Raw genomic sequence first — 22,358 nt, 5'->3', positions numbered from 1 at the left:
CTAAACGCAATTAAATTGAGTGACAAAATCACTCACAATACCAAGAATATCATCTTTTATATCATCATTCATGTCACCCGACAACTTTTTTAAAACTCCAGGGTGAACAGTTTGAAAATAATTGATAAGATCACACTCGAACCTATTGATGTTGCTCACCTGTACCTTATTTAATTGACCATACAGATTAGAAAAGATATACATAAGCAATACTTGCTCTTCTATTTGCATAGGTGAATACTGTTTTTGCTTTAATAATTCAATAAGGTATTTACCTTTGTTTAAGGACAATTGAACAGTAGCATCAAGATCAGAACCAAATTTAGCAAAGTCTTCCAGTTCTCTATATTGGGCCAAACTCAGCTTTATAGAACCAGCAACTTTTTTCACAGATTTCAATTGTGCAGCAGAGCCAACCCGAGAAACCGATAAACCTATATTCACTGCAGGGCGAAATCCTTTGTGAAACAATTCAGACTCAAGAAAAATTTGTCCATCGGTAATTGAAATCACATTAGTTGGAACATATGCAGATACATCACCAGCCTGAGTCTCAATAATCGGCAAAGCAGTCAAAGATCCCTGTCCTTTTTCATCAGACATTTTGGCAGCTCTTTCAAGCAAGCGAGAGTGTACATAGAATATATCTCCAGGATAAGCTTCACGACCAGGAGGACGTCTGAGCAATAAGGACATCTGCCTATATGCCACAGCATGCTTAGATAAATCATCATATACCACCAAGCAATGCATTCCATTATCACGGAAAAATTCTCCAATAGTGCAACCGGTATAAGGTGCTAAAAATTGCATAGGCGCGCAGTCAGATGCGCTAGCCACAACTACGGTTGTATACTCTAATGCTCCACTTTCTTTTAGCTTATTCACCACTTTTGCTACTGTCGAAATTTTTTGTCCAATAGCAACATAAACACAGTAAATTTTTTGATTTTCGTTTACCTCATCATTAATCTTCTTCTGATTGATAATAGTATCAATCGCAATAGTGGTTTTACCAATTTGTCTATCGCCAATAATTAATTCACGTTGCCCTCTACCTATAGGAATCAACAAATCTATAATTTTAATTCCTGTCTGCAGAGGTTCATGCACAGATTTACGGTCAATAATACCTGGCGCTTTAGATTCTATATACATTTTGTTCTTGGCTCTAATTTCTCCGCCATCGTCTATAGGATCGCCTAATGCATTTACAACTCTCCCTAATAATTCATGACCTACAGGCACCTGTACAACATCACCACTACATTTTACAACGTCCCCTTCTTTTACATCACGGTCATTGCCAAGCACAACTATTCCAGCTGTATCATGATCTAAATCAAGAACTATTCCTTCTACACCGCTTGCAAAAGATACCTTTTCACCAAACTTTGCTTTTTCCAGCCCATAGACCAATGTGATACCATCGGTTACTGAAATTACTTCACCTATATTTTCTCGTTTTATAGGATTATCAAATGTCTCAACCTTCTCTTTTATTATGTTTACTACTTCAGAGGCATTTATGCTATTCTTCATATACAATTCCTTATTTTCAACATTTCCATTTTACTCAAATCAACCAATCTATCCAAATAACTCTTAAGCGAAGCATCAATCACGTTAAAACCATACCTAACTACAAAGCCACCTAGTATAGAAGGATCAACCACATGACTGACTTTTATTATTTTACCAAGAAAGTTCAAAGATTCAGTAATTATTTTTATATCAGGTTTCTTTAAAATCTCTGCTGATTTTATAGTAATTTCCAATTCATTTTCACTTTCCCTTACAAGATTTAAGAATTTTTCTAATATAAGGATTAATAAACGGGAGCGCTTGTTTGCAAGTGTAACCATAATAAATTTGACTAAGTTTTCACTCAAGTTCTCCTTTATAGAAAGTATCGCTTCTTTTTTGTGCAAAAGAGAAACCATAGGATGAGATAGATACACAAAAACATCTTGATCTTTAAAAAAAGCTAACAAAAATTCTACTTCTTTTCTTATAATACCTAATCTGCTTCCTGAGACATGAAACAGTGCTCTAGCATAAGATGAAACTAAATTATTGTTTTTCATATTCAATTACCTGTTCTAGTAAATCTAAATTATTTTAGCTACCATTATTCAATCCAAGCATTTTTTATATAAATAGGTCTTCTCCTTAAGGAAAGAAAACATAAATCATATCTGACTGAATAATCTAAAAAATCAAGATTTTTACTTAAGAAATATTTAGAAGAATTTATAATAGACTGACACTGAAAATGAGATATCGGTACTTCTTTTCCAAATAAACTTGTTTTAACTTCTATAAAAATCAGCTCCCTTTTTTTAGATACAATTAAGTCAATTTCACCCAACTTACAACGGAAGCGACGTTTTATAACATTATAGAATTTCAGCTTTAAATATATCGAAACTAACAATTCTCCAAAGTAACCTACAAAATAGCGTAACCTACTTACCATAAAAAGAATAATTAGCTTTGTGTAACTACTTTGCTTCCTTTTTTATTTTTACTATAAATCTCACCTTTTGCTGAAATATCTCTATCAACTAGCTCTATCACTGCCATTGGAGCGCAATCACCCTTTCGAGTACCAAATTTTATTATTCTAGAATATCCACCTTTACGGTCTTGATAACGATTAGCTAGAACGCTTAATAATTTATCAACTACTAACTTACTATTATGAAGACGTGAAAGCAAAAGCCTTCTACCATGTAAAGAATCGTTATTCTTAGCAATTGTAATAAACTTTTCCACATATGGACGAAGTGCTTTAGCCTTTGGTAAAGTAGTTACAATCTGCTCATGATTAATTAACGAGATAGATAGATTCTTTAACATTGATAACCTATGCTCGGTACAACGAGACAGTTTATTTTTCTTTATTCCATGTTTCATATACTACCTAATCCTCATCAGTATGTTGTTTAGCCAGTTCATCTATATCCTTAGGCGGCCAATTTGGTATATTCATACCCAAAGACAAACCTGAATTATTTAAAATTGCCTTGATTTCATTCAAAGACTTTCGGCCAAAATTAGCAGTTCTTAACATTTCAACTTCCGTCTTTTGCACAAGATCACCTATATAAGTGATATTTTCATTTTTCAGACAGTTATGAGATCTAACAGATAATTCCATTTCATCTACTTTACGCAATAGAACAGGATCATAGCCCAAATCTTTAGCACCACTAGACAAAGAAACTTGCGATTTTTTATAACTCATATCAGAACTAATAAAAGGCTGAAATTGCTCCTGTAATATTCTTGCAGCATAGTCAACAGCTTGACTTGGAGAGATTGTACCATCAGTTTCAATTGACAATATCAGCTTATCTTTATCAGTAACTTGACCAACACGACTATTCTCTACTCTATACGAAACCCTCTCAACAGGACTATATAAAGCATTAACTGGAATAAAACCAATTAAATCTTGTTCATTCATAGACTTTAAAAATTCATTTTCTTTATATTTATTTACAGAAAGATAACCTTTTCCACTAGCAATATATATAGTAATGTTAAGCTCCACATCTTGACCTAGTGTACATATCACCAAATCTTTATTAACAATAGAGCATTGGTCATCAGTTTCTATCATTCCAGCTAATACTTGACAAGGCCCTTTAGCGCTCAAATTTAAGCACTTATTAGACGTGTTATTTAACTTACATCTCAACATGCCCATATTTAATGCTATATCAGTTATGTCTTCCCTAACTCCTTGGATCGAAGTAAATTCATGATTCACGCCTTCAATTTTTATTCCATAAACAGCACTACCGCGAAGAGAAGACAACATTACACGCCTTAATGCATGACCCAACGTTAAAGCAAAACCACTTTCCAAAGGTTCTAGAACTATATCACTTTTTTTACTTGAATCACCTGATATTACCTTAATCGCATTAGGCTTAGTTAATCTATCTAAATTTCCACAGAAAGAGACATTATCACTATAATACATACAAAAACCTTCCAAATATCCTATACTCTTCTTTTTTTCCTTAGTCTACACCCATTATGAGGTATCGCCGTTTTATCTGCAATTGAAGTGACAGTCAATCCACAATTCCGAAGTGCTTTAACTGCAGCTTCTGCACCAAAACCAGGACCACGAATTATTACAGAAACAACCTTCATACCAAATCTCTCTATTACTTTCTTCGCAGCAGAATCGGCAACCTTACCTGCAGCATAAGGTGTGGATTTTCTCGAACCAGAAAAACCACATGCACCAACAGAAGTCTGGTAAAGCGTATTACCACAAACATCAGTCACATTTACAAAAGTATTATTAAAAGTTGCACGAATATGGACAATACCAGTAATAAACCTTTTTGTATTCTTACCAACCGTTTTAACTTTTTTCATAAAAACTCACGATAATAACAAATTTTATTTTTTTCCAGCAATAGGCAATTTAGATCTGCCTTTACGAGTTTTAGCATTAGTATGGGTTCTTTGTCCCCTCACAGGCAAACCTTTTCTATGCCTTAATCCTCTATAGCAACCGATTTCCATTAAAGATTTTATATCCATAGCTACTTTTTTTCTGAGCTCACCCTCTATGACATATTTTTGCCTAATAAAACTACTAATTTTCTCTATATCTTCATCTTGTAATTCTAAAACACGCTTACGCTCATCAATTTTACAGCTACGACAAATTATATTCGCAGTAGTAATACCTATACCATGTATATAAGTTAATGCAAAAGGAACACACTTCTTCACTGGAATATTTATGCCTGCAATACGTGCCACTGATACCTCGATACTTTATTAATAATAACTCTTAATTTATACCATAAAACAACTTATAGTCAAATCAAATTACAAGAAATTTTACTTTCAATCTCTTGCATTACTCTATCAACACTCAAATTAGCGTTAATTGTTAACAACTTGTCCTTATAATACTCGCGCAAACCCTCTATCTGAGAATGATATTCTCTTATCCTCTTATTAATTGCAAGCATATTAGCATCATCAATTCTCTTCTCCAATCTCGTACTTTTACATTTAGCACAAGTAGTATTCTTAAAAGAAGATATACTATATATACTTTTACAATCCAAACAAGTAAGACGATCTTTTAATCTATCAATTGCAATATTATCGTCAAGCTGCAACTCAATTACAAGATCAACATCCCTATTGCATCTTTTTTGCAAAACTTGAGTTAAAAAATGAGCTTGATTTAAATTTCTTGGAAAACCATCTAACAAAAAATCACCATCTATTAATGCAAGCTGGTCACACAATAATTTACATATAACTTCATCTTGAATTAAATTACCAGATTCAACAGTATCCTTTATTCCTTTACCTAATTTACTCCCACTAGATATAATATTCCTTAATAAATCTCCTACTGAAACTAATTTAAAATTATACTTTGCTATTAACAAACTGGACTGAGTACCCTTACCAGAGCCAGGAGGACCAAAAATTGTAATAATCACTTTAGCTTCCTTGTTTTAGACTCATATTTCTTTATCCAACTATCGTACCTATTTGAAAAAACATAAGATTGTACTTGCATAATAGTATCAGTAATAACGTTAACTATAATCAGCAAGCTCGTCCCACCAAAAATAAATGGTATATCATAATGATACCTCATAATTTCAGGTATAGTACATATTACCACCAAATACGCAGACCCAATAAATGTTAATTTAAAAACTATATCTTGAAGATAATCAGAAGTATGTTTTCCAGGCCCTCTACCAGGAATAAAACCACCATTTTTCCTAAGAAAATCAGCATTTTCCTCTGGATTAAATATAAAATTGGTATAGAAAAAATTAAAAAGTACTATGAGTATTAAGTAAGTTATAATGTACATCACTTTATTTTCCATAAAGTAGTTTAAAATAAAATCAGCAATGGCATGACCCTTATAGAAATTTGCAATTGAAATAGGCGTTAATAAAATTGCGTTAGCAAAAATAGTTGGTATTACACCAGATAAATTGATCTTCAATGGAATGTAAGTAAAATCATCATTATGTAATTTTTTAAACTGTTTTTTGGGATATTGAACAATTACCTTTCTATAAGAAGATTCTGTAAAAATGACTAAAAGGAGCAGTAAAAAAAACAATGCTATAACAAAAAGGGTAATGAAAAACGACATACTACCATTTTTATTTAATGTTAGCAGAGATGATAAAGCATTATGTAATTCAGATGTTATGCCAGTAAAAATGATTAATGAGATACCATTGCCTATACCGCTCACACTGATCCGCTCACCAAGCCATATTAAAAATATAGTTCCACCTAAAAGGCTAAAGACACCTATAGTACGAAACATAATACCAGGTTCAACTACAACTAATACCCCTTCTATATTCATTCTTTCTAACCCTATTAAGATCGTAATTGATTGAAAGATACAAAACACTATAGTCATATAGCGTATATAAGAGTTCATCTTTCGACGTCCCAACTCTCCGTCATTTTTAATTTCATTGATTCCTTTAACGGCAGAAGATAATAATTGCATAACTATGGATGCAACTATGTATGGCATAACGTTTAACGCTAAGATCGTCATTCTAGCTAAAGCGCCACCAGAAAATAAATTAAATACTCCAAAAACACCAGAACTCTCTTTGGGAAATATATCATTGATTATATCAAGATTAATTCCAGGAATAGGAACATAAGTGCCTAAACGATAACAAACTAAAGCCATTAGAGTAAAAAATATACGCTTTAGTAAATCACTTTTATATAACAGCGTAGAATCCAAACTATTAAATGCAAATTTACTGTTCATGATTTACGATAGTATTTCTACACTACCACCAACTGAAGCTACAGATCTTTTTGCAGCTTCTGATGCAAAATCAACATGAAACACAAATTTTTCGCTTAATTTACCCTTATTAAGAAGTTTGATTTTACTTTTAACAGATCTGATAAAACCTAACTTATGCAGTAGCTCCTTATCTATGATAGAATCCTTGACTATTTTTTTAGCTTCCATTAAGCACTGTACATCCCCAACATTAAATATAGAGTATAAGTTTTTGCGTATAGGCTTAAAACCTCTTTTAGGTAAACGAGTATATATAGACTGCTGTCCACCTTCAAAACCATTTATAGAAACGCCACTTCTCGCTTTCTGCCCTTTATGCCCCCTACCGGATGTTTTACCTTTACCACAACCAATACCTCTACCTAATAATTTAGGCTTCTTTTTCTTAGATAATTTGGTAAATATAGAATTTAATTTTACAGCATCATTCATAGTTTACCTATTTCCAACTATCTCACTAATCTTTTTACCCCTCTTACCTGCCACTTGGCGAGGAGATAACATAACATCAAAAGCCTTAAATACTGCACATATAATATTATGAGGATCATTTGATCTAGTAGACTTAGCTACCACATCCTTTATACCTAATACCTCAAAAACCGACCTCATTGCTCCACCAGCAATAATACCTGTTCCAGCTCTTGCAGCTCTTAAAACTATCTCACCAGAACAGAATTTAGCTTTAATATCATGATGTAAAGTTCTACCTTCACGTAAGTACACCCTAATCATCGACTTCTTTGCAGCATTTAAAGCTTTCACTCTTGCTTCAGCAACCTCTGCGTGTTTACCTATTCCACATCCTACCCTACCCTTACCATCACCAACAACAACCAAAGTTGAAAATGAAAATCTTCTACCACCTTTAGTAACCGTTGTTACCCTTCGGACTGAAACCAAAAGTTCTGATAAATCATTATTATTTTGTAAATTCTTTACAGCCATACTTCAAACCTTCTAAAATTCAAATCCAGAGCTTCTTAAAGCTTCAGCAAATTGAGAAATCAATCCTGTATACTTATATGCCCCCCGATCAAAGACGAACCGCTGCTGCAATTTTGTACTAGGGAGACGCTCAATCAATAAAGAAGAAACCTGTTTTATAGTTTCAGCATTAACCCTACCTTTACATACATTCCTAATTTTATCATCCAAAGTAGAAGCAGAAGCTAGGGTTGTTCCTTTTGCATCGTTAATCAACTGAACATAGAAATGTTTATTAGACTTAAATATGGATATACGTAAACGCCCAGCGCTCTTATCGAGCTTCGCTCTATTACGAAGTTTCCTTTTTTCATAGCTACTTAAAAAATTATACAATCTTTTCATTTTAATTACTTCTTTTTATTTACAACCTTACGCAGCATAAATTTGCCTTTTATTACAATACCCTTACCTTTATAAGGATCATATTTTCTAATTTTGCATATATCAGAAGCCACCATATAGACTTTTTGCTTATCCATACCGCGAATCACTAAATGAGTTGGCTTTATACACTTAATCTCAACGTCTTTAGGCACTTTATACTTAATATTATGACTATAACCAAGATATAAAGTCAAATACTTATCATCACATTCTGCTTTATACCCCACACCATTGATCTCAAGATCAACAGAAAAATCATTAACCATACCGTTAATCATGTTATTAATATTACTTCTATAAGTGCCCCATATAGATTTTATTTTATCATAATCATCCCTGCCTTGATCAACAGAAAGTAACAATTGGTTATCAACTATCTGACACAGAATGCCACTACACAAGTTCAGCTCTTTTTCTGCCCTAACACTTCTTATTAATACCCTACCATTATTATATTCAACTGAAAGATCAGCAGGAATATTGATAGGTGCGGCACCTATACGAGACATACATTTCTCCTATCATTTAAAATACACGACACAAAACTTCTCCACCAACTTTTAATCTACGTGCATTATAATCGGTCATCACTCCTTTCGGTGTAGATATAATAAAAATTCCAAGACCATTATACGCTTTAGAAATGTCCTTACACTTAGAATAATAACGACAACCGGGCTTTGATACCCTAGCTATATCATTAATCACAGGTGATTTATCATAATACTTCAACTGCACAACAAGGGAAGGGATACTATCACTCTCTTGCTTTTCATAATTAAGAATATACCCTTCCTCTTTTAAGATCTTCAATATAGAAGAATTCACTTTAGAGAATAGGACTCTTGTTTCCCTATGCATTGCCAATTGAGCATTACGTATTCTTGTTAAAAAATCACCAATACCATCAGATAACGACACTATTACACTCCTTATATCACATTTACCAACTAGATTTTGTAACCCCTGGAACTTGTCCAAAAGAACACAAATCACGTAAAACAATCCTACATAAACCAAATTTTCTATATACTCCTCTCGGCCTACCAGTTAAAGCGCATCTATTCCTAATTCTGATTTTAGAAGAATCTCTAGGCAATTTTTTAATCAGCTTACTTTGAGCTGCAAACCTTTTTGCAATAGATAAATCCTTATTATTCATTATAGATTTTAATTCTTCCCTTCTCTCCCTATATTGATCGCATAACTTTATTCTACGAAGATTCTTCTGTATCATGGATTTTTTTGCCATATATATTTTCTCTCAATTATCAAAAAAAGGGAATTTAAGAGCCAGTAATAATTCCTTTGCTTCCTTATCACTAACTGCACTTGTTATAATATTAATATCCATACCTCTAATTTTACTTATTTTATCATAGTCTATTTCTAAAAATGATATATGCTCCTTGATACCAAAGGAAAAATTACCATGACCATCAAATTGCTTCACACTAAACCCTCTAAAATCTTTTTCCCTTGGCAAAGCAATATATATTAATCTTTCTAAGAATTCATACATTTTGTTTCTACGCAAAGTCACTTTACAACCTACAGTTGCACCTTTTCTAATTTTGAAACCAGAAATAGATTTTTTTGCAAAGGTTAACACAGGCTTTTGCCCAGCAATCGAATGTAGATTATCAAATGGCTCATTTATCGCTTTATTGTCCGTAGCAGCATCTCCAACGCCCATATTGATACACACCTTGACAAGTTTAGGCACTTGCATTACATTGCTGTAATTAAACTTATCCTTTAAAGATTTTACTATATTATCTTTATACAACTGTTTAAACATATCAACCTAATCTATCACTTCTCCAGAAACTTTTGCAAAACGCACTTTTCTACCATCTATAATCTTAAATCCTACTTTAGTGGGAGTTTTACACTTAGGATCCAATATTGCAACATTGGATACATCAATAGCTAACTCTTTATTCAATATACCACCACCACTACCAGCTCTTGGTTTAGTATGTCTCTTACACACATTTACGCCAGAAACAACTACTTTCTTTTTAGCATCACGTATTATAACTTTGATTACCTTACCAATTTTTCTCTTATCTTTACCAGTTAAAACTATAATATCATCACCACTTTTTATTTTAGCACTCATTATAAAACCTCATCAGCTAATGACATTATTTTCATAAAAGAACCAGATAACAACTTTTTTACTGGACCAAACACCCGAGTGCCAAGTGGTTCACCTTGATCATTAATTAAAACCACAGCATTGCTAGAAAAACGAATTACAGAACCATCAGATTTCTTAACACTATTTTTTACTCTAACAACAACTGCTTTATATACTTTTCCTTTTTCAACTTTACCTTTTGGATTAATAGACTTAGTAGATATAATAATCGTATCACCTACAGATGCAGATTTCCTACCACCTAACAAGCCAATACAAAGCACTGCACGCGCACCAGAATTATCAGCTACTTCTAACAATGTATTTTTTTGAATCATATAAATACCTATTCCTTTTTAGCTATTGATAACAACCCATTTTTTAGTAACAGAAATAGGCTTATGTTCCTGTATTAAAACCCTATCTCCCTTTTTGCAACTATTATTCTCATCATGTGCTGTATACTTCTTGTATTTTTTAATAACTTTTTTATACAGCCTATCCTTATACACTTGTAACACCGAAACCTTTACAGTCTTATCAGACTCAGCATTAGTTACGACACCACAAAAAACCTTCTTAGGCATTTTTTCCCTCTCTCTTTCTTCTATTTAATACAGTTAGACTACGAGCTATGCTCTTTCTTATTAAGCTAAAACGCGAAAAATTGTTGCACTGGCCCAGCTTTTTTTGAAAAGCCAAATTAACAAATTCTTTCCTCAAACTCACAAGAAGTTCATGTAATCCTTGTGAAGATTCTGATTCAAATTTAACTATATCCATTGCAACTCCATTCAATTATGATTAGATATAAATTTACACTTCATAGGAAGCTTAGCAGTCGCTTTTTCAAGCGCCAATCTTGCTAAATGCATGGGAACATCACTACTAATTTCAAACAAAATCCTACCGGGCTTAGCTTTAAATACCCAAAATTCAACACCACCTTTCCCTTTACCCATACGTACATCTGCTGGCTTTTTACTAACCGGAGTATCAGGAAAAATTCTTATCCATACTTTACCAGAGCGTTTTAACGTTCTAGATATTACGCGCCTTGCAGTTTCAATATGCTTGGACTGAACCTTACCTACTTCCATAGCTTTTAATCCATAATCTCCAAAAGACAGCGTGCTACCACCCTTAGCATTACCCTTTACTCTCCCCTTAAATACCTTTTTATATTTACTCTTTTTGGGAACAAACATCTCAATATACCTTAACTACCAACATAAACCCAAACTTTAACTCCTATAATACCACATATAGTCTTCGCTTCACAAAAAGCATAATCTATATTAGCACGCAAAGTGTGTAAAGGCAAACGACCTTCTTTGTACCATTCAGTACGAGCTATTTCAGCTCCGCCAAGACGCCCAGAGCAACTTACTTTAATACCCTCAGCACCCATCTTCAAACAATTTTGAATAGCTTTTTTCATCGCTCTTCTACATGAAATCCTTTTTTCTAGCTGATGTGTAATATTCCTTGATATTAAAACTGCATCTATTTCAGACTTTTTAACTCCTACTACATTCACTTCGACACTACTTTCTACTTTTTTAGCTATTTTTTGCTTTATCTTCTCAACATCCAAACCTTTCTTACCTATTATAACTCCAGGCTTAGAAGAATGTATTATTACAGACACTAAAGTAACTGTACGCTCTACAGTTACTTTAGAAATACCAGCATGCTTAAAGGATTCATTTATATAACTGCGAATAAATAGATCTTGATGCAATTTCTGTTTATAATCGTCCGTAGCACACCAAACAGAATCCCAGGTATTACTATTTATTTGCAATCTAAATACTTTAGGATTAACCTTCTGTCCCATATTTTTACACTTTCCTTATTAATTTTCCATTTCTATAAATCATACAATTTCTTTCAATTTTATAGTTATATTACTATAAAATTTGCTCATTCTATTAGCCCTACCCATAGCTTTTGGATATACTCTACGCAAAGTAAGTGACTTACCTATTAAAATTTCCTTTATATATAAATTATCAACGTTCAATCCATAATTATTTTGAGCATTAGCAATTGCAGAATTCAACACCTTCATTATAAAACCGGCAGCCTTTTTTTCACAAAATCTTAATTGTACATTAGCAAAAGAAACTTTTTTATTACGCACTAAATCAGCAACCAAATTTAATTTGCGAGGAGTTGATCTTAAAACCTTAGAACCAGCCTCAACTATTATATCCCTATTTTTCATATCAATTGCCTACCTTCTTGTTGCCTTTTTATCACCACCATGCCCAGTAAATTTACGAGTAGGTGAAAATTCACCGAATTTATGACCTATCATATTCTGATTATCAACACTAACAGGAATGTAATCTTTACCATTATAAACAGCAAATTTTAAACCCAAACAATTAGGAAGAATTACAGAAGCCCTGGAATGAATTTTTATCACCTTATTAATAGAACCCTCTTTTAAAGCTCTCTGAACTAATCTTAGTACAGATGGGTGTAAAAAAGGTGGTTTCCATACAGATCTACTCATAAATTAACCTTTCAATTTTTTTATATACTTATCACTAGATTTATTTTTTTTCCTAGTTTTTTTTCCTTTTGTTGCAACACCCCAAGGAGTAACAGGATGACGACCGCCAGAAGTTTTTCCCTCTCCACCTCCATGAGGATGGTCAACCGGATTCATTGCAACTCCACGTACACCAGGTCTAATCCCAAGCCACCTACTTCTCCCAGCTTTACCCAACTTTCTATTCTTATGGTCAGGGTTAGATACTACACCAATAGTAGCCTTGCAAGAAGATAAAATCAACCTAATTTGACCAGACCTGAGTCGTAATAAAACATATTGGCCATCACGACCAACGATTTGTGCATAACAACCAGCAGCTCTAGCAATCGCAGCACCATTACCTGGCTTCAGCTCAACATTATGAACGAAAGAACCAACAGGTATATGCTTGAGTAGTAAACAATTCCCTGGCAAAATATCAGCATCATCTCCAGCTGTCACAACATCACCAGGCTTCATACCTTGAGGAGCTAATATATAAGATTTAATATCATCTTCCTTATATGATATTAATGCTAAAAACCCACTTCTATTTGGATCATACTCTATTTTCTCAACTATACCCTGATCACTTCTATTACGTTTAAAATCTATAACTCTATACTTCTTCTTGTGACCACCACCCCTGTGACGAGTTGTAATTCTACCATGATTATTTCTTCCACCACTGGATTTCTTGCCAAATACAAGAGACTTCTCCGGCTTATCTTTTGATAAACCAATTTTACTTATTAATATAGTCCCACGAGAAGACGGAGTAACAGGATTAAAAAATTTCATACCCATATTAAACGCTCATTATATCTAATTTTTGACCATCCATCAAAGAAAAATAAACCTTTTTTCTCTGTTTTTTACAACCAACCACACCCCTGAAACGTCTATATTTAGGTTTAACTCTAATAACATTTATAGAAGAAATTCTGACATTAAATAAAGACTCTATTGCCGATTTTATTTGACGCTTATTTACATTTACAAAAACATACAAAGAGTATTTATTAAACTTCTCTCTTAAAAGAGAAGCCTTTTCTGTGATTACAGGAGATTTTATTATATTATTATATTTAATCATAACAATCTACCTTCAAGATGCTTTAAAGTGTCTTTTGTTAACATCACGCATTCATGATTCAATATATCAAAAACATTTAACCCAATAGGTTTGATTAAATCTACATAATGCAAATTTTTAGCAGCACGTAACAAATCATCTCCATAATCACCAACTATTAAAAAAGAAGAAAATTTAAAATTTTTAATATATTCACACATTTTAGATGTTTTCTTCACATCAACATTTAAACTATCAAGAACAACAACTTGATTATTTAAATATTTTAGAGATAAAGCAATTTTCAAACCAAATTTACGTACTTTTTTATTAAGAGAATAAGCATGACTCCTCACAACAGGACCAAAAATAATTCCACCACCTCTAAACTGAGGAGATCGCAAGCTCCCCTGTCTCGCCCTACCGGTACGTTTTTGACCATACGGCTTAGCTGTTGTACCAGAAACATCACTGATACCCTTTGTTTTATGAGCACCAACTCTTCTCTTTGCTAATTGCCATCTCACTATATCATGCAAAATACTCAATTTTTGCTTGGCAGAAAATATCAAGGGATTAAGCTCAACACTACCTACATTATTATTAGATAGATCAACTAATTCACATTCCATAACTAACTCACCAAATTATTAGCATCATCACTCATATTCAACAGCAGACCTACTGGAAAAGGAACATCTTTATGTAAAGGCTTTTTAACTGCATCTCTCACAAAAACATAAGAGCTTTTAAACCCAGGAACATTATTACCCTTTACAGCAATTATGCTATTTTCATAATCAATGGATAATATTTTCATATTCTGTACAGTCACTCTGCTATTACCTAAATGACCAGCCATTTTCTTCCCCTTGAATACTCTACCAGGATCTTGACATTGACCAGTAGAACCTTGTGATCTATGAGCAATAGAAACGCCATGAGATGCCCTAAGCCCACTGAAGTTATGCCGCTTCATCACACCAGCAAACCCTTTGCCTAAAGAATAACCCGTAATGTCAAGATATTGACCAACTACAAAATGATTAACCCCCACCTTTTTACCACATTCTATTCCGAATAGATCAGTTAATCTACTTTCGTATAATTTACATTTACTATTTATACCCTTTTTCTTTAAATATTCCAACTGAGGTTTTGCTATTTTTTTTAAATCCCCTGTGCCTAAAATGACTGAATTGTAGCCACATTTATCTTGTCCTTTTATATCGATAATATAAGTTTCGCTGAGATGCAATAAGGTTACAGCCATGCGACTATTATCAAAATACATAGCAGTATGGCCAACATTGGTCATTAACAAACCAATTCTCCTAAGCGAATTTATTCTCTTCATTTCCTTTTCCTAAATATTGACTTCCTTAACCTTTAAATCCACTTCTACACCAGCAGAAAAAGATAAATCTGCAAGCATCTTCATCATAGTAGAAGTAGGATTATGTACAATAATTAACCGCTTAGAAATTCTCATTTCAAATTGCTCACGAGATTTTTTATCAACATGAGGAGACCTATTAACAGTAAATTTAGAATCTTTTCTTGGCAACGCAATCGGACCAGATAAATCTGCATTAAACTGCTTTAATTGATCAATAAACTCGCGAATACACTTTTCCAACAAAGAACAATCGAAAGCTTTGATTCTAATATATATATCTTGCTTCATCTTAGTTATTATACTCATTCTAAAATTTCCGAAACAACGCCAGAACCAACAGTTCTACCACCTTCTCTTATCGCAAAACGTAATCCTTTATCCATTGCTATTGGTACTTGCAACTCCACTTCTATACTTACATTGTCCCCTGGCATTACCATCTCCTTTCCATCTAGCAATTTTATGCTCCCAGTTACATCCGTTGTCCTTAAATAAAACTGTGGCTGATAATTTCCAAAAAATGGTGTATGCCTTCCTCCTTCTTCTTTCTTCAATATATACACCTCCGCATTAAATTTCTTATGCGGGGTTATTGTCCCTGGTTTTGCCAATACTTGCCCTCTCTCCACTTCTTCTCTCTTTGTTCCTCTTAGTAGTATTCCTACATTGAGTCCTGCACTTCCCTTATCTAGCAACTTCTTAAACATCTCAACACCAGTACATATCGTCTTTTGCGTCGCTTTCAGACCTATTATCTCTATCTCATCTCCTGCCTTTATCTCCCCCTTCTCTATTCTTCCTGTTACTACCGTACCTCGGCCCGATATTGAAAATACATCTTCTATTGGCAACAAAAACGGCAAATCTATAGGCCTTGGAGGTACTGCCACATACTCATCTAACTTCTCCATCAATTTATCTATTGATTTCTTTCCATACTCACTACTATCATCCTCTAATGCTTTTAACGCAGACCCAACTATCATAGGCACTTCATCACCTGGAAATCCATACTTACTCAGCAACTCTCTCACTTCCATCTCTACCAAATCTATCATATCAGCATCAGCAACATCAGCTTTATTTATATATACCACGATATATCCAACACCCACCTGTTTTGCCAGCAATATATGCTCTCTCGTTTGTGGCATCGGCCCATCAACCCCTGACACTACCAATATCGCTGCATCCATCTGTGCTGCACCTACTATCATATTCTTTACATAATCAGCATGTCCAGGGCAATCAACGTGTGCATAGTGTCTCTTTTCTGTTTGATATTCAACATGCGCTGTTGCTATTGTTATACCTCTCTTTCTTTCTTCTGGCGCTTTATCTATTTGATCATATGCTACAAAATTACCATAATGCTTTGTTATCGCCGCTGTTAACGTTGTCTTCCCATGATCCACATGTCCTATCGTTCCCACGTTTACATGCGGCTTTCCAAATGCTTCTACTATCGCTGTCATAATTTTAACTCTTCTACCTAAAATATAAATACATCAACAAATAATATGTTGATTTTATATAAATACAACAAAAAAAAGAGCGGATAGTGGGAATCGAACCCACGTCACTAGCTTGGAAGGCTAGAGCTCTACCATTGAGCTATACCCGCACAATGGAGGAGGTAGGATTCGAACCTACGTACGCAATGCGGACAGATTTACAGTCTGTTACCTTTAACCACTCGGTCACTCCTCCACAAAAATCTGTTAAGAGAACACTACCTTAACTTAAGTTTTATTATTCCTAATATTAAACATCCAAATCCAAAAGATCAAGTAATAAAAGCTAATCTAACTGATTTCAGTTAGATTTTACTTTTATATAACAAAATATTGTCAATAAAACGCCCAAATAAGTAATGTGAATCATGTGTACCTGGCGCTTCTTCTGGATGGTATTGAGTAGAAAAGACTGGGTAATCCTTCATCATTATCCCCTCTACACTATTATCAAATAGAGAAATCTGAGTAACTTCAACGTTACTTGGAAGAGAAGCTGAATCAACAACAAAACCATGATTTTGGCTAGTTATCTCAACTTTTTTACTCTCCAGATCATAAACTGGATGATTACTCCCTCGATGACCAATATCCATCTTGACAGTCTTTGCTCCCAAAGTAACTGCAAGTAATTGATGGCCCAGGCATATGCCAAAAACTGGTATTTTAGATTTCACAATAATTTCTATTTCTGAAGTTACACTCTCTCCTATCTCTTGTGGATCACCAGGGCCATTTGAAAGCACTATACCATCTGGATTCATGCTTAATATTTTGTGAGCAAAACCTGTATCTGGTTTGACTAATTCAACCGCACAATCAAGTTCTACTAAGCGTGAGATTATACTATTTTTTACACCGAAATCAACAATTACAACCCTATATTTTGCATTAAGAACGCTTTGAAAGTTATTACTTAAACTGACTTTCTTAGTTATTTCTATTCCATTTACAGATTTGTATTTCTTCAATTCATCTAATATATGTACCTCACTTGACGGACATATCATTCCATTTTGAGATCCATGTTTTCTCAAATATCTCGTCAAAGCTCTAGTATCAATTCCCGATATCCCAACTACATTATTTTTCTCCAACCAATCATTTAAACTAATATATGAAGAAGAGTGAGACATAGGAGAAAGTTCACGCATAACCACACCACTTGCAAAAACTTTTTCTCCTTCATTATCTTTGTGATTTATTCCAACATTACCAATATGAGGAAAAGTGAACGCTATTATTTGATCAGCAAAAGAAGGATCTGTTATAGTATGCTGATAACCTGTCATACCAGTGGTAAAACAAACTTCACCTATACATTTGCCTCTTTTACCTACCGATTTTCCCAAAAAGTACTTGCCATCTTGTAAAACTAAAGCTGCATCCTGCATTTAATTCTCTCAACTCATTTAAAATATTATATAAGAATTTTAAATTACAAGTAAGCAAATACTAAATTTCCCTTTAAGTTTATATAAAATTCAAAATTATAAGTAGCTTTCTTTTTTTATTATTTAGGAAAATTATAGCAAACTTAACTTGTGTGAATAGGCAATAGTCATTACATTCATACTTCATGTTATATAAATTCACATGGATAGAAAAACTTGTCTCATTACAGGAGCATCATCTGGCATTGGAGAAAGTCTAGCACGGTTGCTCATTAAAGATCGATGGTTTGTGGTTGGCATTGCAAGGCGCACTGAAAAACTGGAAAAATTAAAAGAAGAATTAGGTAGTAATTTTTTACCTATAACATGTGATGTAAGCAAAAGTGAAAATATTAAAAACTCGTCTGATTTTTTAAAAAAGCAAAATATTATACCAAATCTCTTTTTTCTTAATGCAGGATGTGGCGAAATAGAAGATAAGTTTCATACCAACATTCATAGAAAAACATTTGAAACCAATTATTTTGGAGTTATCAACTGGATTGAAGAATGGATTCATCATAATTCCTTGGCAACTTTTGCGGTTATATCTTCTCTTGTTGCTATGCATGCAACACCACATGCTTCTGCATACTGTGCCAGCAAAGCAGCACTAAAAAGTTGTTTTCAATCACTAAAAATCCAATATTCTAACAGTAGCACAAAGTTTATCACCATAATGCCAGGGCCAGTAAAAACAGATATGTTTAAGTCTAATAAACCACTTCCCTTCATATGGGAGCCAGAAAAAGCTGCAGCATATATTTTAAAAAGTATATTTAAAGGAAAGAAAGTTATAGCGTTTCCAATTTTCTGGCGGTTATTTTTTCATATTTTACAAATTCTTCCCACTAAAATGACTGCAAGAATCTTACGATAATCACCAAATCTACCATCTTGTAAAGCTAAAGCTCTTCAAAACTCAATCGCAAGCTTCTCCACACAAAAACATCTTGACTATCGCATGTTTCATATTATATGAATAAACTGTTAATGAAAGTGGAGGGTTGCAATGCCTAATAATACAGATCAGTCTAAAAAAATAAATGAGAAATGGTTATTTATAGGAGGTGCTTCACTGTTTCTTGTAATAATGCTACCATCAATTTTTCTCTTAGCAAAAATAGCTATGATGTTTGTTATAATCTCAACTACAGCAATAGCAATAAAAATTGCCTCAAAAGCAATATCAAACGTTTTAGAGGATAAAGAGAATCAATCAACACAAAATAAAATTATAAACCTAGCTATTGGAGCAGTGTCCATACTTGCAGGTGGGATATCATTACTTATTACAGCAAAAGTTGGTTTCATCGCAATATGTTCAACTATAGCTATTTTAGCTCTGTATGAATATATTAAAGATGAAAAAATAGGTAAGGATATAAATTATAAATTCGATGAAATAGCTAATAATACAACTGAGTTTTGCGTCAACAGCATTGAAAAACTTATTCCATCACAAAGTTGTGAAGTGTAATCTTTTGTTTATAAATTTTTAGATGCATGGCTAACGTATAAACACTGAAATCAGCACTTCCTTTCTTGTTATCCTAGTAATGGCTTCCATCATCAAAAATGTTGTATTACTTTTATACTCGCAAATCTAACTGGATTCTAATGCTGGAATGACATTACCTTGAATGGAAATCGGTGCGTGATGTACATCTGTATAGAGATTAAATATGTCATTCAGTTTGTTATCATTTTAGTACTGCCATTCTATAGGTAACAGCTGTACCTGGAGCTCCTCTCTTGTCATTCCAGCACTGGAATGGCTTTGTTGCACAGCTCTTCGGATAGTGGGTAATGTATAATAAATTCATGAAGCTATATCAAACTTAGCCATGCCTATTTCAGTAAATTTGTTAAGCAAATAACACTTGAGTAGCAGTTCCTTCTCACGATTAATCTCAGATTTATTCCTAAAACTAAATCCAAATATTTGCTTCAGTCGCGAGAAAAAACTTTCTATATAAGATCTCTTCCAATAATTTATCTCTTTTTTCCACCTCTTCATACCATCTTCATCATATGACTTTATGAGCTTGATTGTAGAATTTCTCTCATTCATATAATCCAACTTTGGATGCTCTACTGCATTATTTTGCGGAGGAATCCTTGTCTTTATGTCAAGCTCATCGCACAGTTTGTATAACTTCTTTCGATTATATGCCCTATCTGCATATATCGTGCTTATGTTATACTTGGTATCCACTCTTTCAATAAGATCACAGGCTCCATAGTGGTCGGAATAAACTCCACTACTGTATTTTGCAGCTATAACTTTTTTACTACCTATCTCTAGCATTACATGTAGCTTTCTTGTTTGCTCATAGCGGCGATACTTTCTATCTGTACCATTTGCCTTACTATGGCCTGGAATATTATTGTAGATGCTGATACCTGTACTATCTATAGCAATTTCAATATCTTCCATATCGTTCTTATCAACTCTGCAGTCGTTGATTTTGATATTAAGCTTTTTAAACCTTCTTGAAGCCTGCGAATAGCTGATAATTTGCAAAATTTTCCCTATTTGCTCAAGATATTTCTCTATAAATCCCACTGTTTGCCTAAGACCAATCCTGAATAGATAGGTTATTATGTGAATTAGAATCACTACTTTGTCGCTGTAGACATTGTTGCCACCTGCTACTTTTGGACTATTTTCGTACCAATTTTCAATGGCATCGTTGATATAATGAAAAACATTTCCCCTTTCTTGAAGAAATTTGTTATATTCATTGCAGTTACTGACTTTCATTCTTATTGGCATATTTTTCCTTTGTCGGCTAAATATCTATTTTATAACAAATTCCATCAGTAACTGCCTGTTCTTTCCTTGAGTGGTGCAACAAAGCCCACTGGCATCCAGAAAACTTAATTTCAAACCAGTACTTTCCCTCTTTTCATCCCAATTTCCAAAATGTTACTCCAGTACTGAAATCCAGCTTTTTTATAACTATCGAAAACACTGTATTACTTTACAAATTTAACTAGATATAATTACTGGCATGGCACGTTCGTAAAATTACGATAAAAAATTACTTAACAAACTCTAATAGTTTTGTTACCATGCACAGTGAAGGTGTTCTAGAGCTCGGAATCTATCTTCGTCTGCAGACTTTTCAATTCAATTAATCTATAATCTTCAGTTAAAATATATTTTAGCTATACTTCGGTCGTAGCTGTATACATTTTTCTCAATCTTTTTTATTAGTGGAGGACTATCATGTTTAAAACACTGAATTACGCATATCATTGACCTACATGTCTTTAAAGGACAGATGGTACCTATGTCCTTTTTATATAAATTACTGTGTTTTTATGTCTTTTTTAGCAATGTCATTTATTGTTTTACGCCCCAGTCTTTTTCAAATATTGCGAGCCCTTGATCAGTAAGTGGATGATTAATTAACTGTCTAAGTATTTTTGCTGGCACAGTAATTGAATGAGCACCAATCCGTGCAGCTTCTATTACATGTGCTGGACTTCTTACTGATGCAACAAGAACTTTTGTCTTAAAATTATAATTAGAATATATAGTGCATATATCTTCTATTAGCGATAAGCCATCATAGCTTATATCATCAAGGCGACCAACAAAGGGAGAAATAAAACAAGCACCGGCCTTAGCGGCAAACAGTGCTTGTCCAGGAGAAAAACATAATGTAATGTTAGCAGGTATTTTATGTTCTGTCCACAACTTTTTACAAGAAATTAATCCTTCATGTGTAAGAGGTAACTTTACTACGATATTACTAGCGATTTTCGCTAACTTAAGGCCTTCCTTAACCATATCTTCATGGCTATCTGCAACAACTTCAACACTAACAGGTCCTTTTATAATAGAACATATTTCGCTTACTAAATCTTCGTACTTATCTTTATGTCCAGATTTTGCTATTAAAGAAGGATTAGTTGTTATACCATCAATGAACTCTTTTAGCTCCTTAATTTCATTCAAATCAACACTATCAAGAAAAATTTCCATATTATTGTCCTAT

General features: G+C 33.5%; 35 protein-coding genes and 2 tRNA genes. 2 read left to right on the top strand and 35 right to left on the bottom strand.

Annotated elements, in window-relative coordinates; all coding sequences use genetic code 11:
- The 33 genes from atpA to carA all read right to left on the bottom strand — a co-directional run bounded on the left by atpA (position 1) and on the right by carA (position 18,309).
- Entirely contained in the window at positions 1–1,542 is a 1,542-nt protein-coding gene (atpA, locus tag ACQ4M0_RS06110; protein WP_007302558.1) for a F0F1 ATP synthase subunit alpha, read from the bottom strand.
- Positions 1,539–2,087 carry an ATP synthase F1 subunit delta gene (atpH, locus tag ACQ4M0_RS06105; protein WP_007302557.1) on the bottom strand — a complete coding sequence of 183 codons (549 nt, stop codon included), beginning with the start codon at positions 2,085–2,087 and terminating at the stop codon, positions 1,539–1,541. Before atpH ends, atpA begins: the two co-directional genes overlap by 4 nt.
- Positions 2,088–2,131: 44 nt before the next feature.
- Complete coding sequence (locus ACQ4M0_RS06100) at positions 2,132–2,479, bottom strand: YraN family protein (protein ID WP_438456393.1); 348 nt, start codon at positions 2,477–2,479, stop codon at positions 2,132–2,134.
- 11 nt (positions 2,480–2,490) lie between these two features.
- Positions 2,491–2,919 (bottom strand): 50S ribosomal protein L17, encoded by a 429-nt coding sequence (gene rplQ, locus ACQ4M0_RS06095; RefSeq protein ID WP_010404731.1) that lies wholly within the window; start codon positions 2,917–2,919, stop codon positions 2,491–2,493.
- Positions 2,920–2,926: 7 nt separating this feature from the next.
- A complete protein-coding gene (locus tag ACQ4M0_RS06090) occupies positions 2,927–3,994 on the bottom strand; it encodes a DNA-directed RNA polymerase subunit alpha (RefSeq protein ID WP_007302554.1) in 1,068 nt (355 codons plus the stop codon).
- A 20-nt stretch (positions 3,995–4,014) separates the two neighbouring features.
- Positions 4,015–4,401 (bottom strand): 30S ribosomal protein S11, encoded by a 387-nt coding sequence (rpsK, locus tag ACQ4M0_RS06085; protein ID WP_006012273.1) that lies wholly within the window; start codon positions 4,399–4,401, stop codon positions 4,015–4,017.
- A gap of 24 nt (positions 4,402–4,425) precedes the next feature.
- Positions 4,426–4,794 carry a 30S ribosomal protein S13 gene (gene rpsM, locus ACQ4M0_RS06080; RefSeq protein WP_213863924.1) on the bottom strand — a complete coding sequence of 123 codons (369 nt, stop codon included), beginning with the start codon at positions 4,792–4,794 and terminating at the stop codon, positions 4,426–4,428.
- Between the two features lie 59 nt (positions 4,795–4,853).
- Positions 4,854–5,495 carry an adenylate kinase family protein gene (locus ACQ4M0_RS06075; RefSeq protein WP_052265056.1) on the bottom strand — a complete coding sequence of 214 codons (642 nt, stop codon included), beginning with the start codon at positions 5,493–5,495 and terminating at the stop codon, positions 4,854–4,856.
- Positions 5,492–6,820 (bottom strand): preprotein translocase subunit SecY, encoded by a 1,329-nt coding sequence (gene secY / locus ACQ4M0_RS06070; protein WP_213863923.1) that lies wholly within the window; start codon positions 6,818–6,820, stop codon positions 5,492–5,494. The genes ACQ4M0_RS06075 and secY overlap by 4 nt, the downstream gene beginning before the upstream one ends.
- Before the next feature lie 3 nt (positions 6,821–6,823).
- On the bottom strand, positions 6,824–7,294 hold the full coding sequence (rplO, locus tag ACQ4M0_RS06065; RefSeq protein WP_019236927.1) for a 50S ribosomal protein L15: 471 nt from the start codon (positions 7,292–7,294) through the stop codon (positions 6,824–6,826).
- A gap of 3 nt (positions 7,295–7,297) precedes the next feature.
- Complete coding sequence (gene rpsE, locus ACQ4M0_RS06060) at positions 7,298–7,810, bottom strand: 30S ribosomal protein S5 (protein ID WP_007302549.1); 513 nt, start codon at positions 7,808–7,810, stop codon at positions 7,298–7,300.
- Between the two features lie 12 nt (positions 7,811–7,822).
- Positions 7,823–8,194, bottom strand: a complete 372-nt coding sequence (gene rplR / locus ACQ4M0_RS06055; protein ID WP_213863922.1) for a 50S ribosomal protein L18 — start codon at positions 8,192–8,194, stop codon at positions 7,823–7,825.
- 5 nt (positions 8,195–8,199) lie between these two features.
- Positions 8,200–8,745, bottom strand: a complete 546-nt coding sequence (gene rplF / locus ACQ4M0_RS06050) for a 50S ribosomal protein L6 (protein WP_007302547.1) — start codon at positions 8,743–8,745, stop codon at positions 8,200–8,202.
- 16 nt (positions 8,746–8,761) lie between these two features.
- A complete protein-coding gene (rpsH, locus tag ACQ4M0_RS06045; RefSeq protein ID WP_007302546.1) occupies positions 8,762–9,157 on the bottom strand; it encodes a 30S ribosomal protein S8 in 396 nt (131 codons plus the stop codon).
- A gap of 22 nt (positions 9,158–9,179) precedes the next feature.
- Positions 9,180–9,488: a 30S ribosomal protein S14 gene (rpsN, locus tag ACQ4M0_RS06040; protein ID WP_007302545.1), complete on the bottom strand. Its 309-nt coding sequence runs from the start codon at positions 9,486–9,488 to the stop codon at positions 9,180–9,182.
- Positions 9,489–9,500: 12 nt separating this feature from the next.
- Positions 9,501–10,037 carry a 50S ribosomal protein L5 gene (gene rplE / locus ACQ4M0_RS06035; RefSeq protein WP_007302544.1) on the bottom strand — a complete coding sequence of 179 codons (537 nt, stop codon included), beginning with the start codon at positions 10,035–10,037 and terminating at the stop codon, positions 9,501–9,503.
- 6 nt (positions 10,038–10,043) lie between these two features.
- Positions 10,044–10,361, bottom strand: coding sequence for a 50S ribosomal protein L24 (rplX, locus tag ACQ4M0_RS06030; protein WP_010404700.1), 318 nt, complete (start codon positions 10,359–10,361; stop codon positions 10,044–10,046).
- A complete protein-coding gene (rplN, locus tag ACQ4M0_RS06025) occupies positions 10,361–10,720 on the bottom strand; it encodes a 50S ribosomal protein L14 (RefSeq protein ID WP_007302542.1) in 360 nt (119 codons plus the stop codon). The genes rplX and rplN overlap by 1 nt, the downstream gene beginning before the upstream one ends.
- A gap of 18 nt (positions 10,721–10,738) precedes the next feature.
- A complete protein-coding gene (gene rpsQ, locus ACQ4M0_RS06020) occupies positions 10,739–10,969 on the bottom strand; it encodes a 30S ribosomal protein S17 (protein ID WP_010404696.1) in 231 nt (76 codons plus the stop codon).
- Positions 10,962–11,165, bottom strand: coding sequence for a 50S ribosomal protein L29 (gene rpmC, locus ACQ4M0_RS06015; protein ID WP_038198186.1), 204 nt, complete (start codon positions 11,163–11,165; stop codon positions 10,962–10,964). The genes rpsQ and rpmC overlap by 8 nt, the downstream gene beginning before the upstream one ends.
- A gap of 11 nt (positions 11,166–11,176) precedes the next feature.
- Complete coding sequence (gene rplP / locus ACQ4M0_RS06010; RefSeq protein WP_438456392.1) at positions 11,177–11,590, bottom strand: 50S ribosomal protein L16; 414 nt, start codon at positions 11,588–11,590, stop codon at positions 11,177–11,179.
- Positions 11,591–11,601: 11 nt separating this feature from the next.
- Positions 11,602–12,222 carry a 30S ribosomal protein S3 gene (rpsC, locus tag ACQ4M0_RS06005; RefSeq protein WP_019236921.1) on the bottom strand — a complete coding sequence of 207 codons (621 nt, stop codon included), beginning with the start codon at positions 12,220–12,222 and terminating at the stop codon, positions 11,602–11,604.
- A 39-nt stretch (positions 12,223–12,261) separates the two neighbouring features.
- Positions 12,262–12,612: a 50S ribosomal protein L22 gene (rplV, locus tag ACQ4M0_RS06000; protein ID WP_007302537.1), complete on the bottom strand. Its 351-nt coding sequence runs from the start codon at positions 12,610–12,612 to the stop codon at positions 12,262–12,264.
- A 9-nt stretch (positions 12,613–12,621) separates the two neighbouring features.
- Entirely contained in the window at positions 12,622–12,906 is a 285-nt protein-coding gene (gene rpsS, locus ACQ4M0_RS05995) for a 30S ribosomal protein S19 (RefSeq protein WP_010404687.1), read from the bottom strand.
- Between the two features lie 3 nt (positions 12,907–12,909).
- Positions 12,910–13,734, bottom strand: coding sequence for a 50S ribosomal protein L2 (gene rplB / locus ACQ4M0_RS05990; RefSeq protein ID WP_438456391.1), 825 nt, complete (start codon positions 13,732–13,734; stop codon positions 12,910–12,912).
- Between the two features lies 1 nt (position 13,735).
- Positions 13,736–14,023, bottom strand: coding sequence for a 50S ribosomal protein L23 (locus ACQ4M0_RS05985; RefSeq protein ID WP_007302534.1), 288 nt, complete (start codon positions 14,021–14,023; stop codon positions 13,736–13,738).
- Positions 14,020–14,634 (bottom strand): 50S ribosomal protein L4, encoded by a 615-nt coding sequence (gene rplD, locus ACQ4M0_RS05980; protein ID WP_007302533.1) that lies wholly within the window; start codon positions 14,632–14,634, stop codon positions 14,020–14,022. The genes ACQ4M0_RS05985 and rplD overlap by 4 nt, the downstream gene beginning before the upstream one ends.
- A 2-nt stretch (positions 14,635–14,636) precedes the next feature.
- A complete protein-coding gene (gene rplC / locus ACQ4M0_RS05975) occupies positions 14,637–15,359 on the bottom strand; it encodes a 50S ribosomal protein L3 (RefSeq protein ID WP_438456390.1) in 723 nt (240 codons plus the stop codon).
- Positions 15,360–15,368: 9 nt separating this feature from the next.
- Positions 15,369–15,689 carry a 30S ribosomal protein S10 gene (rpsJ, locus tag ACQ4M0_RS05970; protein WP_012482004.1) on the bottom strand — a complete coding sequence of 107 codons (321 nt, stop codon included), beginning with the start codon at positions 15,687–15,689 and terminating at the stop codon, positions 15,369–15,371.
- Between the two features lie 14 nt (positions 15,690–15,703).
- Positions 15,704–16,876, bottom strand: coding sequence for an elongation factor Tu (gene tuf, locus ACQ4M0_RS05965; RefSeq protein ID WP_265024966.1), 1,173 nt, complete (start codon positions 16,874–16,876; stop codon positions 15,704–15,706).
- Positions 16,877–16,954: 78 nt separating this feature from the next.
- Positions 16,955–17,025: transfer RNA gene (locus ACQ4M0_RS05960), tRNA-Gly, on the bottom strand.
- A 4-nt stretch (positions 17,026–17,029) separates the two neighbouring features.
- Positions 17,030–17,111: transfer RNA gene (locus tag ACQ4M0_RS05955), tRNA-Tyr, on the bottom strand.
- Positions 17,112–17,220: 109 nt separating this feature from the next.
- Positions 17,221–18,309, bottom strand: a complete 1,089-nt coding sequence (gene carA, locus ACQ4M0_RS05950) for a glutamine-hydrolyzing carbamoyl-phosphate synthase small subunit (protein ID WP_438456389.1) — start codon at positions 18,307–18,309, stop codon at positions 17,221–17,223.
- Positions 18,310–18,511: 202 nt separating this feature from the next.
- Between carA and ACQ4M0_RS05945 the strand changes: the two genes are divergently transcribed.
- Both ACQ4M0_RS05945 and ACQ4M0_RS05940 read left to right on the top strand, forming a co-directional pair.
- Positions 18,512–19,228, top strand: a complete 717-nt coding sequence (locus tag ACQ4M0_RS05945) for an SDR family NAD(P)-dependent oxidoreductase (protein ID WP_007302529.1) — start codon at positions 18,512–18,514, stop codon at positions 19,226–19,228.
- Between the two features lie 132 nt (positions 19,229–19,360).
- Entirely contained in the window at positions 19,361–19,828 is a 468-nt protein-coding gene (locus ACQ4M0_RS05940) for a hypothetical protein (protein WP_254229862.1), read from the top strand.
- A gap of 342 nt (positions 19,829–20,170) precedes the next feature.
- Here the strand turns inward: ACQ4M0_RS05940 and ACQ4M0_RS05935 are convergent, their stop codons facing one another.
- Both ACQ4M0_RS05935 and fsa read right to left on the bottom strand, forming a co-directional pair.
- Complete coding sequence (locus tag ACQ4M0_RS05935) at positions 20,171–21,127, bottom strand: IS5 family transposase (RefSeq protein ID WP_213863789.1); 957 nt, start codon at positions 21,125–21,127, stop codon at positions 20,171–20,173.
- Between the two features lie 573 nt (positions 21,128–21,700).
- On the bottom strand, positions 21,701–22,345 hold the full coding sequence (gene fsa / locus ACQ4M0_RS05930) for a fructose-6-phosphate aldolase (RefSeq protein WP_438456388.1): 645 nt from the start codon (positions 22,343–22,345) through the stop codon (positions 21,701–21,703).
- Between the last annotated feature and the right edge of the window lie 13 nt (positions 22,346–22,358).

It is taken from the genome of Wolbachia endosymbiont of Kerria lacca, assembly GCF_051602725.1.
GTDB lineage: Bacteria > Pseudomonadota > Alphaproteobacteria > Rickettsiales > Anaplasmataceae > Wolbachia.
The sequence above is the reverse complement of the archived record's forward strand: the minus strand, read 5'-3'. Positions and strand labels throughout refer to the sequence as shown.

Excerpts from the sequence above, each read along its gene's own strand:
- atpA (WP_007302558.1), bottom strand. The coding sequence starts at position 1,542 with ATGAAGAATAGCATAAATGCCTCTGAAGTAGTAAACATAATAAAAGAG.
- atpH (WP_007302557.1), bottom strand. The coding sequence starts at position 2,087 with ATGAAAAACAATAATTTAGTTTCATCTTATGCTAGAGCACTGTTTCAT.
- ACQ4M0_RS06100 (WP_438456393.1), bottom strand. The coding sequence starts at position 2,479 with ATGGTAAGTAGGTTACGCTATTTTGTAGGTTACTTTGGAGAATTGTTA.
- rplQ (WP_010404731.1), bottom strand. The coding sequence starts at position 2,919 with ATGAAACATGGAATAAAGAAAAATAAACTGTCTCGTTGTACCGAGCAT.
- ACQ4M0_RS06090 (WP_007302554.1), bottom strand. The coding sequence starts at position 3,994 with ATGTATTATAGTGATAATGTCTCTTTCTGTGGAAATTTAGATAGATTA.
- rpsK (WP_006012273.1), bottom strand. The coding sequence starts at position 4,401 with ATGAAAAAAGTTAAAACGGTTGGTAAGAATACAAAAAGGTTTATTACT.
- secY (WP_213863923.1), bottom strand. The coding sequence starts at position 6,820 with ATGAACAGTAAATTTGCATTTAATAGTTTGGATTCTACGCTGTTATAT.
- rplO (WP_019236927.1), bottom strand. The coding sequence starts at position 7,294 with ATGAATGATGCTGTAAAATTAAATTCTATATTTACCAAATTATCTAAG.
- rpsE (WP_007302549.1), bottom strand. The coding sequence starts at position 7,810 with ATGGCTGTAAAGAATTTACAAAATAATAATGATTTATCAGAACTTTTG.
- rplR (WP_213863922.1), bottom strand. The coding sequence starts at position 8,194 with ATGAAAAGATTGTATAATTTTTTAAGTAGCTATGAAAAAAGGAAACTT.
- rplF (WP_007302547.1), bottom strand. The coding sequence starts at position 8,745 with ATGTCTCGTATAGGTGCCGCACCTATCAATATTCCTGCTGATCTTTCA.
- rpsN (WP_007302545.1), bottom strand. The coding sequence starts at position 9,488 with ATGGCAAAAAAATCCATGATACAGAAGAATCTTCGTAGAATAAAGTTA.
- rplE (WP_007302544.1), bottom strand. The coding sequence starts at position 10,037 with ATGTTTAAACAGTTGTATAAAGATAATATAGTAAAATCTTTAAAGGAT.
- rplX (WP_010404700.1), bottom strand. The coding sequence starts at position 10,361 with ATGAGTGCTAAAATAAAAAGTGGTGATGATATTATAGTTTTAACTGGT.
- rplN (WP_007302542.1), bottom strand. The coding sequence starts at position 10,720 with ATGATTCAAAAAAATACATTGTTAGAAGTAGCTGATAATTCTGGTGCG.
- rpsQ (WP_010404696.1), bottom strand. The coding sequence starts at position 10,969 with ATGCCTAAGAAGGTTTTTTGTGGTGTCGTAACTAATGCTGAGTCTGAT.
- rpmC (WP_038198186.1), bottom strand. The coding sequence starts at position 11,165 with ATGGATATAGTTAAATTTGAATCAGAATCTTCACAAGGATTACATGAA.
- rplP (WP_438456392.1), bottom strand. The coding sequence starts at position 11,590 with ATGTTTGTTCCCAAAAAGAGTAAATATAAAAAGGTATTTAAGGGGAGA.
- rpsC (WP_019236921.1), bottom strand. The coding sequence starts at position 12,222 with ATGGGACAGAAGGTTAATCCTAAAGTATTTAGATTGCAAATAAATAGT.
- rplV (WP_007302537.1), bottom strand. The coding sequence starts at position 12,612 with ATGAAAAATAGGGATATAATAGTTGAGGCTGGTTCTAAGGTTTTAAGA.
- rpsS (WP_010404687.1), bottom strand. The coding sequence starts at position 12,906 with ATGAGTAGATCTGTATGGAAACCACCTTTTTTACACCCATCTGTACTA.
- rplB (WP_438456391.1), bottom strand. The coding sequence starts at position 13,734 with ATGGGTATGAAATTTTTTAATCCTGTTACTCCGTCTTCTCGTGGGACT.
- ACQ4M0_RS05985 (WP_007302534.1), bottom strand. The coding sequence starts at position 14,023 with ATGATTAAATATAATAATATAATAAAATCTCCTGTAATCACAGAAAAG.
- rplD (WP_007302533.1), bottom strand. The coding sequence starts at position 14,634 with ATGGAATGTGAATTAGTTGATCTATCTAATAATAATGTAGGTAGTGTT.
- rplC (WP_438456390.1), bottom strand. The coding sequence starts at position 15,359 with ATGAAGAGAATAAATTCGCTTAGGAGAATTGGTTTGTTAATGACCAAT.
- rpsJ (WP_012482004.1), bottom strand. The coding sequence starts at position 15,689 with ATGAAGCAAGATATATATATTAGAATCAAAGCTTTCGATTGTTCTTTG.
- tuf (WP_265024966.1), bottom strand. The coding sequence starts at position 16,876 with ATGACAGCGATAGTAGAAGCATTTGGAAAGCCGCATGTAAACGTGGGA.
- carA (WP_438456389.1), bottom strand. The coding sequence starts at position 18,309 with ATGCAGGATGCAGCTTTAGTTTTACAAGATGGCAAGTACTTTTTGGGA.
- ACQ4M0_RS05945 (WP_007302529.1), top strand. The coding sequence starts at position 18,512 with ATGGATAGAAAAACTTGTCTCATTACAGGAGCATCATCTGGCATTGGA.
- ACQ4M0_RS05940 (WP_254229862.1), top strand. The coding sequence starts at position 19,361 with ATGCCTAATAATACAGATCAGTCTAAAAAAATAAATGAGAAATGGTTA.
- ACQ4M0_RS05935 (WP_213863789.1), bottom strand. The coding sequence starts at position 21,127 with ATGCCAATAAGAATGAAAGTCAGTAACTGCAATGAATATAACAAATTT.
- fsa (WP_438456388.1), bottom strand. The coding sequence starts at position 22,345 with ATGGAAATTTTTCTTGATAGTGTTGATTTGAATGAAATTAAGGAGCTA.